General features: G+C 45.6%; 15 protein-coding genes and 1 riboswitch. Of the genes, 5 read left to right on the top strand and 10 right to left on the bottom strand.

What is annotated here, in order from left to right:
• Nucleotides 1–426 precede the first annotated feature (426 nt).
• The 4 genes from UL82_RS07655 to UL82_RS07670 are packed head-to-tail and all read left to right on the top strand — an operon-like array spanning nt 427 to nt 2,815.
• On the top strand, nt 427–1,107 hold the full coding sequence (locus UL82_RS07655) for an Rv1157c family protein (RefSeq protein ID WP_046440135.1): 681 nt from the start codon (nt 427–429) through the stop codon (nt 1,105–1,107).
• 3 nt (nt 1,108–1,110) lie between these two features.
• A complete protein-coding gene (locus tag UL82_RS07660; RefSeq protein ID WP_046440137.1) occupies nt 1,111–1,653 on the top strand; it encodes a DUF402 domain-containing protein in 543 nt (180 codons plus the stop codon).
• Between the two features lie 20 nt (nt 1,654–1,673).
• A complete protein-coding gene (gene arsC, locus UL82_RS07665) occupies nt 1,674–2,018 on the top strand; it encodes an arsenate reductase (glutaredoxin) (RefSeq protein WP_046440139.1) in 345 nt (114 codons plus the stop codon).
• Nucleotides 2,015–2,815 (top strand): S1 family peptidase, encoded by an 801-nt coding sequence (locus UL82_RS07670; protein WP_046440141.1) that lies wholly within the window; start codon nt 2,015–2,017, stop codon nt 2,813–2,815. The genes arsC and UL82_RS07670 overlap by 4 nt, the downstream gene beginning before the upstream one ends.
• A gap of 64 nt (nt 2,816–2,879) precedes the next feature.
• On the opposite strand, the gene UL82_RS07675 is transcribed toward UL82_RS07670, so the two are convergent.
• The 10 genes from UL82_RS07675 to UL82_RS07720 form a co-directional block, all read right to left on the bottom strand.
• Nucleotides 2,880–4,571, bottom strand: a complete 1,692-nt coding sequence (locus tag UL82_RS07675; protein WP_046440143.1) for a dipeptide ABC transporter ATP-binding protein — start codon at nt 4,569–4,571, stop codon at nt 2,880–2,882.
• Between the two features lie 10 nt (nt 4,572–4,581).
• Nucleotides 4,582–5,526 carry an ABC transporter permease gene (locus UL82_RS07680; protein ID WP_046441383.1) on the bottom strand — a complete coding sequence of 315 codons (945 nt, stop codon included), beginning with the start codon at nt 5,524–5,526 and terminating at the stop codon, nt 4,582–4,584.
• A gap of 73 nt (nt 5,527–5,599) precedes the next feature.
• Entirely contained in the window at nt 5,600–6,526 is a 927-nt protein-coding gene (locus UL82_RS07685) for an ABC transporter permease (RefSeq protein WP_046440145.1), read from the bottom strand.
• 87 nt (nt 6,527–6,613) lie between these two features.
• Nucleotides 6,614–8,191 (bottom strand): peptide ABC transporter substrate-binding protein, encoded by a 1,578-nt coding sequence (locus UL82_RS07690; protein ID WP_046440147.1) that lies wholly within the window; start codon nt 8,189–8,191, stop codon nt 6,614–6,616.
• A gap of 261 nt (nt 8,192–8,452) precedes the next feature.
• Complete coding sequence (locus UL82_RS07695) at nt 8,453–8,914, bottom strand: NUDIX hydrolase (protein WP_046440149.1); 462 nt, start codon at nt 8,912–8,914, stop codon at nt 8,453–8,455.
• Nucleotides 8,877–9,395 carry a nucleoside/nucleotide kinase family protein gene (locus UL82_RS07700; protein ID WP_046440151.1) on the bottom strand — a complete coding sequence of 173 codons (519 nt, stop codon included), beginning with the start codon at nt 9,393–9,395 and terminating at the stop codon, nt 8,877–8,879. The genes UL82_RS07695 and UL82_RS07700 overlap by 38 nt, the downstream gene beginning before the upstream one ends.
• A complete protein-coding gene (locus tag UL82_RS07705; protein ID WP_046440152.1) occupies nt 9,392–10,147 on the bottom strand; it encodes an energy-coupling factor transporter transmembrane component T family protein in 756 nt (251 codons plus the stop codon). The genes UL82_RS07700 and UL82_RS07705 overlap by 4 nt, the downstream gene beginning before the upstream one ends.
• Nucleotides 10,144–11,556, bottom strand: a complete 1,413-nt coding sequence (locus tag UL82_RS07710) for an ABC transporter ATP-binding protein (RefSeq protein WP_046440154.1) — start codon at nt 11,554–11,556, stop codon at nt 10,144–10,146. Before UL82_RS07710 ends, UL82_RS07705 begins: the two co-directional genes overlap by 4 nt.
• Nucleotides 11,557–11,635: 79 nt before the next feature.
• Nucleotides 11,636–12,256 (bottom strand): ECF transporter S component, encoded by a 621-nt coding sequence (locus UL82_RS07715; protein WP_046440156.1) that lies wholly within the window; start codon nt 12,254–12,256, stop codon nt 11,636–11,638.
• Nucleotides 12,247–12,343, bottom strand: a riboswitch (TPP riboswitch). It overlaps the preceding gene by 10 nt.
• Before the next feature lie 13 nt (nt 12,344–12,356).
• On the bottom strand, nt 12,357–13,301 hold the full coding sequence (locus UL82_RS07720; protein ID WP_046440158.1) for a 2-dehydropantoate 2-reductase: 945 nt from the start codon (nt 13,299–13,301) through the stop codon (nt 12,357–12,359).
• 176 nt (nt 13,302–13,477) lie between these two features.
• Between UL82_RS07720 and UL82_RS11065 the strand changes: the two genes are divergently transcribed.
• Complete coding sequence (locus UL82_RS11065) at nt 13,478–13,699, top strand: hypothetical protein (protein WP_126317074.1); 222 nt, start codon at nt 13,478–13,480, stop codon at nt 13,697–13,699.
• Nucleotides 13,700–13,769: the final 70 nt, after the last annotated feature.

The following is a 13,769-nucleotide window of genomic DNA, read 5'->3' on the forward strand; positions in this document are numbered from 1 at the left end:
TAATCCGCACTAATCCATGACCTTAAATATTGCACAATATTTATATGCACATAGACCTATGTGCGACATTGTCATCTTTATTCACACCGGAATAACTCTTCCCAGATAAGTTCTCTCTATTCCGCGATATCACACTTGGGATCGCAGTTACTTTCCCATATTTTCTTTTGCCTCACCTGGCAGGGGTGAAAAATTCTTACCCATGTGTAACAAAACGTTATCAGACTCCGACTATACAGATGGACGCAGTACATCAAGGGCAAAAGTGCGAAAAGCCCTTCGCAACAATTCCCTTTTTACCCCGGTGTAGCCGTCTATAATGTGACAGAAGTGAATATCTTTAATTACTGTTACTTAAAGATGCTTCTGTTACTTATGGGACTCAACGCACGTTGTGTCCGAATTTTTTAGTGAAAGGCTTTCTTTGTGCGTCGCTTCATTGCCACTGTGCTATCGGTAGTGTTCAGTACCGCGCTTGCTGCCCAAGCAACCGTTGCGGCTACTGCCCTACCACTGAGCTCAGATGTCGAGCTACCCTACTTAAGCTCACCGGCATTGCCTGTCGACGAACTTGGTCGCCCTTCTCCAGAAATTCTTCACCAAGCACGTTTATTTGCTGACACACTGCCTGCTGAAGCCCGCACTGCGGTACTAAGTGCTGTTGCATTTTTCGAAGGCACTGGCGGTGGCGTTGCCCTCCCAGAAACTGCCCCCATGTTTGCGCAATTCCTCTGGCCAACGGTATCCGGTTCTTGCATTGGCGGAACCCATGATTCCCTTGGTAGCGGCATCGCAGTTCCAGGCCCCACCAAAATTCCACTACCAGGTGCCCAAGAAGGCGAAACAGCTTTTCTTTTTACCGCTTTAGGAACCTCAGCTGCAGCCAAAGAACAAAACATGAATGTGCACTGGTTTAACCTGTATACCCTAAAGTGGGGATCTACTGCTCTCGGACATAACGGTATTAATACTGATGGCCCAGCAACCATCTCGGGCACAGCACCAACCGGCAAAGGTCGCATCATTGCTTTGCTAGAAGGCACTGTGCATACCCAAGATGCACACTGTAGATTCCTCCCCACTGTAGCTTCTTTCGAGGTGAAATAGCCCGTGACTGATCTACACCCCATCAAACAAGAAACCTTTGATACCCAAGAGTTAACCAATATAGACCCCAAAGGTTTTACTCGTAGTGTTGATTCTTTTAAAGAAACCGACTTTGGCCTATACATGGCACGCGGGGCAAATCACCCGCGCTTTGGCTACCTAGAATCATGGTTGCTACCTGAGGTGGGTCTGCGCGCTAATATCTTCCATTTCCGCGATGGAGTAGAAATTAAACAAGACATCTATTTCGATGTTGCCGAAATTTCTCACACCGATGGAATCTGGACCACTCGTGATCTCTACGTCGATCTCATTTGGAATGATGGTCAGCCAATTGAAGTTCTCGATATTGATGAACTCGCGGCTGCTACCTCCGAAGGCTTTATTACCGCTGAGGACGCAGAACGCGCCATTGAAACAACACTAAGTGCTGTTGAGGGCATTACTCGAAACAACGACAATGCACTCGAATGGTTACGTAGCATAGGTATCGACCTAGACTGGGCAAATGCCAATGAGGTCGAACTAGTACCTGCCGAATCTTAGACTTAGCCTAGACTATCTTCATGGACGTAACGATTTTTCATAACCCGCGCTGCTCGAAATCTCGGGCAGCGCTAGATTATTTAAAAGACCACGACATAACTCCCCTGGTTGTTTCTTATCTCACTGATACTCCAGATGTAGCGACCCTTGCTGATCTTTTTCAGCGCATGGGTATTACCCCCTTCCAGGCTTTGCGTAGTAATGAGACCAAAGCTAAAGAGTTAAACCTTGATGAGACCTCCTCCGATAGTGAGATCTTGCATGCCATGGTTGCTCACCCGCAGCTTATTGAACGTCCTATCGTTGTGACTGCCCGCGGGGTAGTCATTGCCCGACCTACTGAAAAAATCGAGGAAATATTATGAAACTGCGCTCAGCTATAGCTGTTGTACTAAGCAGCATTATTGCCCTAACCAATGTGAGCCCAGCTGAAGCAGTTATTGGTGGTCGCGCTAACACCGCCGACTCGGTTGCTCGTATTATTCTCGGCAATAGTTTATGCGCTGGAACATTAATTACTCCTGAGTGGGTACTTACTGCTAAACACTGCATCACTGAAGGTGGTTCGCGTATCGACGTCGCCGGTCAAGCATTTGCCGCTACCGAGGCAATTCTGCACCCAGAAGCTGACCTGGCGGTCATTCGTCTTAATGGTTCGGCTTCTGCTACTCCAGCTCCATTATCTGGTGAAAATTTACAGCCAGGTGCTCGCGGAGTTATCAGTGGTTTTGGTGGTTTTAATGCTCGCTTTATCGGCAGTGGCCAGGCATATGCGGCAGACGCCACCATTGCCCGCCGGGTAACCCATTTACCTAGTGATGATCCCAGTGCCACCTTGCTTGAAGGACATGTTACTGGTGGACGTGCTCAACATGGTGATAGTGGCGGACCGCTTTTTGTTGGAGCCAGCGTTGCTGGAGTAACCAGTATGGCTAGTGAAACCGGTACTGGCGCCTTCTTTGTTCCAGTAGCTGAGCATCTAGATTGGATCAGCCGGCACACTGGCACAGCGCGTCCAGCAGTAATTGGCTCACCCTCCCCACTTGTTGACGCGGAAGTATTTCCTACCGTCTTACCTGCTCCACAGGTACCTGCTATTGGTATTTCTGAAATTGAATCGCTATTAAATTACGGTTTTGATGTACGCGTACTATCAAGTTAGCCGTCGATAAGCATAAAAACCTGCCCTAATATAATGTAGGGCAGGTTTTTTAAGGTTTGTTGTACTAACCACCTAGGTCAAGTCCTGCACCCGGTACTGAATGAATGAGTTGACGGGTATATTCCTGCTGGGCATGAGCAAAGATTTCATCCGCAGGTGCCTGCTCGATCAGTTTTCCTTTTTCCATCACCACAATGTGATCGGCAACTTGGCGAACCACTGCAAGATCATGGGTAATAAATAGATAGCTTAAATTTAATTGAGCCTGTAGCGTAACCAGCAAATGCACAATCTGGTTTTGCACTAGTACATCAAGCGAAGAAACCGCTTCATCTAAAACAACTACCTCAGGATTAAGCGCAAGTGCACGCGCAAGAGCAACGCGCTGACGCTGTCCCCCAGAAAGTTCATGCGGGAAACGATGCATTATTGGCCGCGGCAGAGCCACCATATCGAGTAACTCAGCAACTCGCTGCTGGCGTTGTTTTTTCGATCCTACTTTATGCACCACAAGCGGCTCTTCAATACAACGATAAATAGAATACTGCGGATCAAGTGAGCCATAAGGATTTTGGAAAACAACCTGTATCTTACGTCTTAAAGCAAAAAGAGCTTTTTTATCTAAAGTCGATACATCTATTCCTTTGTAGTACACCTTACCGCTGGTAGAAGCTATTAAATTTAAGATCAGTGTGGCCAGAGTTGATTTTCCAGAACCAGACTCACCCACAACAGCAAGCGTAGTACCCTGCTTTAGTGAAAAGCTCACATTATCGACGGCCTTAAGCTCAGCATTTTTACCACGGTGTCCTCGCACCCGAAAAGACTTGGTAAGATTTTCCACCCTAATAATATCTGGTACTTGTTGAGCTACTGGCGCACTATTTCCTATTGCAGTATCACTTGGCTTCTTCATCTCACTTTGTTGTGCCGGTGCAGCGTGAATACGTGTCGATTTTAACGACGGTGCAGCTTTCACCAAACACTGGGTATATGGGTGTTGTGGATGACGCAAAATCTCTAGACTTGGCCCGGATTCAACCACTCGACCTTGATGCATAACCACCACATGTTCGGCACGTTCTGCAGCAAGTCCAAGGTCATGAGTAATAAACAAAACCGCACTACCAGACTCATTGGTCAACGTTGCTAAATGATCGAGAATACGTTTTTGTACCGTCACATCGAGTGCTGAGGTTGGCTCATCAGCAATCAGCAACTTTGGTTGAGCAGCAAGTCCCATCGCAATCAATGCGCGCTGACGCATACCACCAGAAAGCTCATGCGGATACTGCTGTGCCCGTCGTTGAGCATCAGTTAAGCCAGCCTGTTCAAGTAGCTCAATAACCCGGCTATCCAACTGAGCAATTGGTACTACCTGGTTAGCTACCAAAGCCTCTTTAATCTGAGTACCAATACGCCATACTGGGTTAAAATTACTCATTGGATCTTGTGGCACAAGCCCAATTTTTACCCCGCGGTATTTGACCATTTCTTGAGCGCTTTTCTGGGCAAGATCTTCACCTTCGAAAAGAATCTGACCTGAGGTGACTGTGCCAGTTGCCGGTAACAAACCAATAATAGCCATCGCCAGCGTTGATTTCCCGGAACCGGACTCACCAACAATTGCCACCGATTGACCAGGATATATGCTCAAATTGACCCCGCGTACTGCTTCAACGGTGCCCATGGTGGTTTCAAAAGAAATAGTAAGGTTTTTCAGCTCCAGCAAAGCAGCAGTAGAGTTATCCGTCATTAGCTACCTCTTATTTCTGACGAGATTGAGGATCAAATGCATCCTGGACAACATCTCCCATCATAATGAAGCTCAATACAGTCAATCCCAAAAAAGCTGCCGGATAAAATAGGATCATAGGTTGACTACGTAAAGAACTCTGAGCAGCAGAAATATCCGCTCCCCAGCTAATAGCACTCGACGGCAAACCGATACCTAAAAAGGACAGTGTTGCTTCAGCAACAATCACAGTACCCAAAACAACAGTGGCATAAACAATAATTGGCGCTGCCGCATTCGGCACAATGTGGCTAAGAAGAATTTTGCTATGCGTAGCTCCCACAGCACGAGCTGCAGTAACAAATTCTTCATTCTTTGTAGCAAGCACGACGCCACGGGTAATGCGAGCAATATGTGTCCAACCAAAAATCGACAATGCAATCACCACGGTGATAATGGTGCGGTGTTCTTTAAACACCTGCATCACTACAATTGCGGCCAAAACCAAGGGCACAGCATAAAAAATATCCACAATACGAGAAAGCAAAGTATCAATAATCCCACCGAAGTAACCGGCTAATGCTCCTATCGTGACACCAATAAAAACCACTAATAGGGTAGTCAGCACACCTACTAAGACTGAGGTACGAGCGCCATAAAGCGTGCGCGCATAAATATCACAACCTTGACGATTAAAGCCGAAAGGGTGCCCGGCACGAGGGCCTTCAAGAGAGTGGGATAATTCGCAAAATCGCGGGTCAGTATGAGTAAATAGTCCTGGTGCAATAGCCACAATAACTGCTAAAAGAATAAACGTTGCTGATACCCAAAATAGTGGACGCCGCCTTAAATAACACCAGGCTTCACCCCATACTGAACGAGGAGCTATCTCAGCAATGACGGCATCAACTGTGTGTGCATCACTTACATCAATGTCCGCAATAAAGTGTTCTTGCCCTGGTCGAGGTTTTATCATTCGTATTTGGCTTGCCGAAAGTTCAGAAGCCGATGCGTTGGTTTTTGTGTCAAACTGCGCATTATGTTTTTTGTTAGTCATAGCGAATCCTCGGATCGAGCAAAGCATAAAGTAAATCGACTAGCAGATTGGCAACAATATAGACCATAACTAGTACTGTGGTAAAAGACACCACGGTAGTTGGCTCGCCCTTCACAATTGCTTGGTAGATCGCACCACCAACCCCATTAACCGCAAAGATTCCCTCGGTAACAATAGCACCAGCCATCAGTGATCCTAGATCTGCGCCAAGAAAAGTCACTACCGGAATCAAAGAGTTACGCAATACGTGGCGCGTCGTTACGTGAATATCTTTGAGTCCTTTGGCTCGTGCGGTGCGTACATAATCAGCACGCAGACTTTCACTTACCGACTGCCTAGTAAGTCGCACTACATAAGCAAAAGAAAACATACCTAAAACTATCGACGGCATAAGCAACGAAGTAAAAGACTCTTGTGCGCCAACAGTCACCGGTAATAATCCCCACTTCACACCAACAAAAAATTGAAGGACAAAACCAACCACAAAAGAAGGAACTGCGATAACAACAAGAGAAAGCACTAACACCGTAGAATCAAAAACACCGCCACGACGTCTACCGGCAATAACACCAAAAAGAATGCCAAAAATAGTTTCAAATGCCAATGCCATCACGGCTAATTTGCTCGTTACTGGGAAAGCACTAGCCATCACCTCAGCAACCGGTCGTCCCGAAAAAGTGGTGCCAAAATCCAGGGTAAGAATCCCTTTAATATAAAGCAGGTATTGGATGATAAAAGGTTTATCCAAATTGTATTCCGCAATAATACGTGCTCGAGTGGCCTCAGTAATCCCGCTATCGCCACCGAGAGCTTCGACTGGATCGCCAGGCATGAGGAATACAAGAGCATAGAGCAATAGCGTGGCACCGAAAAATACCGGAACCATGTGAAGCACGCGGCGTCCAATATAGCGCAGCATATGCGTATTCCTTTTACTTATTATTCATGCGCATAACCCCGCGCCTAATAAAAGCACGGGGTTATAAACTCTACAATGACCATCGCTTTAGTTTTTAGTGATCTGATAATACGCTGGTACTGCTCGCCATGAGAAAACGACATTATCAACGTTTTGGGAAAAACCACCAGTAGCATTGGCATACCATAATGGAATAGCTGGTAGATCTTGCAGAAGGATCTCTTGCGCCTGGTTATAGTAGGTAATGCTCTCAGCTACAGACTTAGCTGCAGCACCTTGTTCAAGCAAAGCATCAAACTCTGCGGAGGAATAATCACCATCGTTGGAACCACCACCGGTAGCATACAGTGGACCAAGAAAGCTTGATAACCCTGGATAAACAGCCTGCCAGCTAGTGCGAAAAGCTCCGGAAATAGTGCGTTTGGTAATGTCTCCGCGCAAAGATTTAAAGTCTGGATATGGATTACCGGTTGCTTGAATACCAAGATTGTTCTTCAGCTGGTTAGCTACGGCATCAACCCATGCTTGATGTCCACCATCAGCGTTATAGGAAATAACGAATTCACCGGTATACGGCGTAATAGCATCAGCTTGTTCCCATAGCTCTTTGGCCTTGGTGGGGTTAAACTCCACAACTTCTTTTCCGGCCAAGTTATCAACGTGTCCGTCGATAACTGGCGAGGTGAAATCAGTAGCTGGGATACGCGTATTATCAAAAATAGTCTTGGTAATTTCTTCGCGATTAATTGCCATGGAAATAGCTTGACGACGCAAAGCGCCTTCTTCATCCATGCCAAAATGTTCTAATCGCTGTGGAATAGTAAAAGATTGAAATGCCGCTGCTGGTTGGTTGACAAAACGATCGCCAAGTTCTGTTTCAAAGGTAGCCAATGCCGAATCAGGGATGGCATCAAGTACATCGAGGTTACCAGCTAAAAGATCTGCATAGGCGGCATCGCGGGAGGGATAAAAAACGAATTTCACTCCATCATTATTTGCCTTACGATCTCCTGCATAGTGTTCGTTAGGAATGACAACAGCAGACTCTTGATGGTTCCACTCAGCTAACTTGTATGGGCCAGAGGCAATGGGAGATTCGCCAAAAGCAGCAATATCGTCAAAGGCTGATTCGTGTAGTGGGAAGAAGGCAGAGTACCCCAAGCGCAGTGGAAAATCTGCCTCGGGTTGGGTCAGCTCAATAGTAAAGGTCTTATCATCGACGATTTTAAGACCTTCCATAGACTCCACGCTCTCGGCGTAACCTAAAATGGGAGCAAAAAAATACGCCGAAAATTGGTCATGCGCTACCGCATAATTCCACGCATCTACGAAGTTGGCCGAGGTGATATCGCTGCCATCTTCAAATTTAATGTCATCTTTAAGAGTAATGCGATACGTTTTATCGCCTTCTAATTCAATGGACTCGGCGAGCTCATTATGAAGAACCCCCTCATTGTCGTAGTACACTAAGCCAGAGTTAATAAGGTCAACAATACGACCGCCGCCACCGGAACTCGTGTCAGCAGGAAGAAGTGGATTTGATGGTTCAAAACCATTTGCGATGACATAATTATCACCACCGCTAGAAGAATCAGAAGAGCAGGCTACTAGGCCTAACACAAGCACTGCGGAACAGCCCAGAGCGACGGTCTTCTTAAACGTCATGTTAGCCTCCCAAGAGATGACGGAAATTTATACAGCGAACAACGTACCATTTTTATAGTGCTAAGCATTATTCATCCCGGAATAATGCTTGTGTACTAACACGCAACAACAATTAGCTACAAGCTATTTAATTTAATAGCTCGATAGTTCTGTCAGCTTCATTCATATAAAAACCACTGTCGCTTTTACTCTACGTTTAGCATTCAATTAATACACAGAACAAAACTAATTCCATATTATGCAACACTAAGAAAAATATTGCTACTTCTGTAAGGTCAAAAGAAACGGAAATATAACATCTCTGCTCAACGGAGCTAAATCCGAAGCTGTGCTATCTAATTCATCCCAACGAAGCTCAGCCAGTTCAGCAAAAACACCTGAAAATTCTGGCAGTTTACCCATATTAAACACCTGTTCAGAAGTTTTATTTACTGGCGATATACCTGCTGTGAGTGGCTGAAAAATAAAAACATCGCAGCTCACTTCATAACCAGGTTCATTAGCTGCTGGTGCCCGAAATTGCCCTAGATGGCATAGATCTTCTTCGCGCAGCTCAATATGCAATTCCTCAGCAATCTCACGGATAGCAGTATCAACTGCACGCTCGCCTGGCTCGCGTTTTCCACCAGGCAACATAAACGACGTGGTCCCACGTTTTCGCACGCTTAATACCTGAGTTCCTACGTTAAAAACTACTGCGGCAATCGAAATTTCTTTCGTCATAACGCGTTATTGTTCCTGTTTCTACCTCAATGCAAAAATCCGGTATGGGCATAACCGACCAATGCTTTTCTTCTTGAGCTGCCCACATGTGCCAAAACGGAGCATAACTAGGATCGCGTTGCAATGCGCGTTGTTTTCGCTTTTCGACGCTTAACCGCAACACTACTGACAACACCGTGCCCTTACGCCGGGCGGCTAATAGCGATTCCTCAGTTAAACAACCAACACCTTCAATAATGACATCCTCATAGTCAGTATCAATCCATCTACCCCGGTAATCTTTTTCCCAATCCCACTGATAATAACCTGGATTTTTTTCTGCCAATACTGAGTGCGCAAGGATCTCTGAGCCAGCACGCAACCCAGACCAGCCTGGATAGAAATCATCTAGGTGAATTATTGGCCACTGAAGATACCTAGCCAATTGTTTAGCCAAGGTGCTTTTACCTGATCCACTAGCTCCGTCAATAAGAACAATCATGCACCGAGCACCCGCAAGTAACCGGTTTTTAATGCCACAATAAGCGCCACGGTTGAACAGGTTATACAGACAATCAGTACCAGAATATCTTTTATTCCCCATACCGATTCTCGCGCCCAGGTACGTGGTTGATCACGGCCAAAGCCACGTGCTTCCATTGCAGTAGCTAATTTTGTCCCACGTCGAAGCGCTAGCACTAAAAGGCTAAAAGTCATGGTCATAGTATTACGGATAAGTCCATCATCAGCTAACCCACGAGCTCTGCGTGCACGGGTTAAAAAATCCCAATCGCGACGAAACAAACTCACCAATCGCGCACCAGCTACTGCCCCAATAACGAACCGGCTAGGAAGTTTAAGTTTTTGGGCGAGTCCGTCGCCAAGCTCTGTGGGATCAATATCAGCTAATAAAATAATTACTGGCAAACCAATAGCTAAAACTCGCACCATAATCGCTGCAGCTAATGCTAAAGAGTTATCGGTGACGTGGGCAAAAAGAAAAGAAAAATACTCCTTTCCCTCTGGACGACCATAAAGTGCCATAGACAAACCAGAAATAGGTGCGGCAATAAGAATAGGTGCGCCACGACGAAAAAGCAGCGGCCACTTTACCCCTAACAGTGGTGCAAAGAAAAGAGTGCTTATCAAAGACACCAATGCAGAGACAATATCAACACTAATAAGCAATGGGGTGGTGTATAAGGCTAGCGCAATAATTCTGGTTACCGGGTTGATATCATAAATAAGGTTCATAGCCGAATCTCCAGATCACCTAGGGCAGTTAGATATAGCGGATCATGGCTAATAGAGACCACTGTTGTTCCATTATCGCTTAGCTGCCTAATCAGGTTAATCAACTCAACAAAAGTTTTGCGGTCTTGGCCAAAAGTGGGTTCATCTAAAAAAACAATATCCGGCGCAGCTACCAAACAAGTAGCCACCGATAACCGACGTTTTTGCCCGCCCGATAATGTAAAAGGATTCGCCTTAGCTAGTTCTATAAGTCCTAACCGGTTAAGTACTTCATCTGCATAAGCAATATCTTCTGGGCTAGGCAGTTCACTGCGCCACCACCGTCGACGAGTTTTTGATACTAAAAGTTCTTCTCGTACACTGCGCGTCATAAATTGATGTTCTGGGTCTTGAAATACATAGCCAATTCGCTCAACTAGATCTTTTGACCGCCAAGTATAAGGATCGCTACTTAATAAACCAGCAATATCTTGAGATATATGAACACTTCCCGAATAAGGCTTTTTTAATCCAGCCAAGGTTAAAGCCAAAGTTGATTTACCCACACCATTAACACCGGTAATTACTGTTGATACCCCGCGCGGAATAGCTATCTCTACCGGTCCATAATGCGGTTGATCCCAACCAACTACTAGTTTCCGGGTAGTTAGTGCACTATCTGAATGCGATATATCCGAAGCATTTTTAGCCGCTGGCAGCTCTGGTGTTATGCCAGGTACCCAGATTCCCTCTTCAACTAACTGATTACCATGCTCCGCTAAGACATTATCTGGGGTGCCATCAGCAATAATGCGTCCTTGCTTGAGCACAATCACTCGGTCGATATAATCACGCCAAATATCTACTCGGTGCTCCACAATAATCATGCTGGCACCAGTTTCTTTAATGCTCGTAGTTACTGCATGAACAATTTCTGGCACGCTTTCACTATCAATATTGGCGGTGGGCTCATCCAATAAAATCAGTTCAGCGCCCATAGCAATCACCCCGGCGAGGGCAAGACGTTGTTTTTGTCCGCCAGATAGTGCCGCCGTGGGATGATCTAATGGTAAATCCAAGCCCACTAGCGCTAGTGCTTGCGGTACCCGACGCCAAATTTCTGCGGGCTCAATCGCAAAATTTTCACAACCAAAAGCCACATCATCGCCTACTCGCGAAGCAATAACTTGCGAATCTGGATCTTGAAGCACCATTCCACAGCGCGTGTTTATTATTAATTCTCCGCTACTTTGACCGTCTTCTGCACCAAGAACACCAGCAAGAGCCGCCATAAGCGTAGATTTTCCCGAACCTGAGGCACCGAGCAATAAGATCCGCTCGCCTTTTTCCACGCTAAAACTTATCTGGGTTAACGCTGGGTTTTTTCTACTCGCATGGCGATACCCAAAGTTTTTAGCAGTAATCTGCACACAGACCCCTTATACCTTGCACTTGTTTTGCGGTTATTTTTACGTCAGCGCACTATAACTCGCAGTATAGCTACAGTGTTTATATCAATTCGGTGCGCTCACGTCCTGCGGCAAAACGATCAAGTGCACCAGTTTTAGCGAGTACTTTAACCAGTAAAAATGAGACTATTCCGGCAATAACAATTCCGGACAACGCAGAAGCAGCTAAATAGATAAGATTAAAAGCCAAGCTTTTTGCCATATTTCCACTAGTAACAAGCTCGAGTAAAAAACCTGCTACCCCGGCACCAAGGCCGGCAATACCTGCTACTAGGGCGTCGAAACGCCGATAAAGAAATATCGCGAAAATAGCTTCGGCACCTAAACCTTGAATGAGACCATAATAAACGGTTTCAATTCCCCATTGATTGCCAATACCGGCAGAAATACATGCGGCAAGAAGTTCCACATAGATGGCTGCACCGGGCTTGCGAATAATAAGGCCGCCCACAACCCCAGCCATTAACCACACTCCATTAGCCATTCCACCCAAGCCAGGGGTAAGTGCATCGGCTGCGGAATACCAAGCGTAACCAATGGAATTCCAGATCCAAAAAATCAATCCCATAGCCACGCCAATAACCGAGGCGATGACGATGTCAATCACTCGCCATCGAGTATTTTTTACTGAAGTAGATGCAGACGAGTAAACATTATGCATAATTCTCTTCCTATCGCCGGCATAACCCGGATCAGGTTCAAACGGTTTATTCTCAGCGCTTAATGAAGCGCACCCGTGAGTGGACACTTGCCTTTCTACCCTACTGCTGCATATTTGCAGAACCACTACCCCTATTTGTGGGCTCCAACACATTTCTTAGTAAAAGGTGCAATGGAACAGATACTTGCGCACGTTGCGCCATTCGAATAACTGCACCTACTTGTGCATCCAGTTCGCTAGGCAAACCAGCACTAAGATCACGCTGCAAAGAGCTTGTCGACGACTCCGCCTGCTTATCAAGTAGCTCGATGGTTTGCTCAACAATGTCATCGGGAAGCTGTACGCCGCTGGCTTGTGCTACTGCATATATTTCTAAGATTAAATCACGCAAATTATCTCGGTACACAGTACGAACGACACCTAGCGGTTGGTTAACTAATGCACCAAGAGCGCCAAAGGTGGTAACAAACATAGCCTTTGCCCAAATATCGCTCATAATTTTTTCATCAACACGCGAGTCAATACCGGCCGCATTCAGTAAAGAAGCAAAACGTTCTGCCGTACTCTCAGTACCAGTAGCTAAAGAACCAATATCAAGGCGTTTTAGCGTGCCTGCTAAACGTACCGAGGTAATCCCGGTGCGGATAAAAAATCCTCGTACCACGCCAGGAAGTACCTTTTCTTTACCATACTTCTCAACTGCCAAGGTGGGCATTTCAACTGAATTTTGCGTGGTTACCAGCACAGCACCAGCTGGAAGTTGGTCCGGTAAATTAGTGGAATTAATAGTTTTAGTAGCCAATACCACCACATCAGCTGTTTTTATTTCAAAAAGACTTGTTACCACCGATAAATACACCTGACGAGTTCCCCGCTCATCACTAATGCTTATCCCCTCTTTACGCAATCGAGCAGCAGTATCTGGACGTGCTACCATGCGCACACTAGCAACTTTTTCGTCTATTCCACTAGCGGTTAATTGTTCTTGCAGCGCTGCGCCAATGTAACCGCCAACGGCGCCGGTTCCAATAATTACAACATGCATATTTTTAGTCTACTTATCGACTTAAAGCAGCTAGAACCGGTAAATAATCACATCCCTTAAAAACAGAAAGGCTTTTCTACCCCAAATTTCTGTTGCGTGCATATTTATTATTCCTAAAATAATGGCGTGTATTTTTACTAATTATCACCTGGGACTAGCACACTTCGGAGATGAAAATGAGCAAGAACAGCTTTAGCAATATTCACACGGTGCTTAAAGCTTTTAGCTCCATCACATTAGGCGTCTTGGCATATTGCTTTATTGTTGCGCCGCTCATTAAAGAAAGCACATATCAAGAAGTAGCAAGCAGTACCTTCATCCATATCGGATTAGAGTATCTCCTGGTAGCAGTAATAATTAGCGTAGTGTGGATAGGGATTTTACTGCTTCGTCGTTGATTTTTTCCCTTTGCTAAAAACAACTTCCCATCCAAGCAAATATGCTTAATCTACGGAATTTAAATGTTAT

It is taken from the genome of Corynebacterium kutscheri (genome assembly GCF_000980835.1).
Taxonomy (GTDB): domain Bacteria; phylum Actinomycetota; class Actinomycetes; order Mycobacteriales; family Mycobacteriaceae; genus Corynebacterium; species Corynebacterium kutscheri.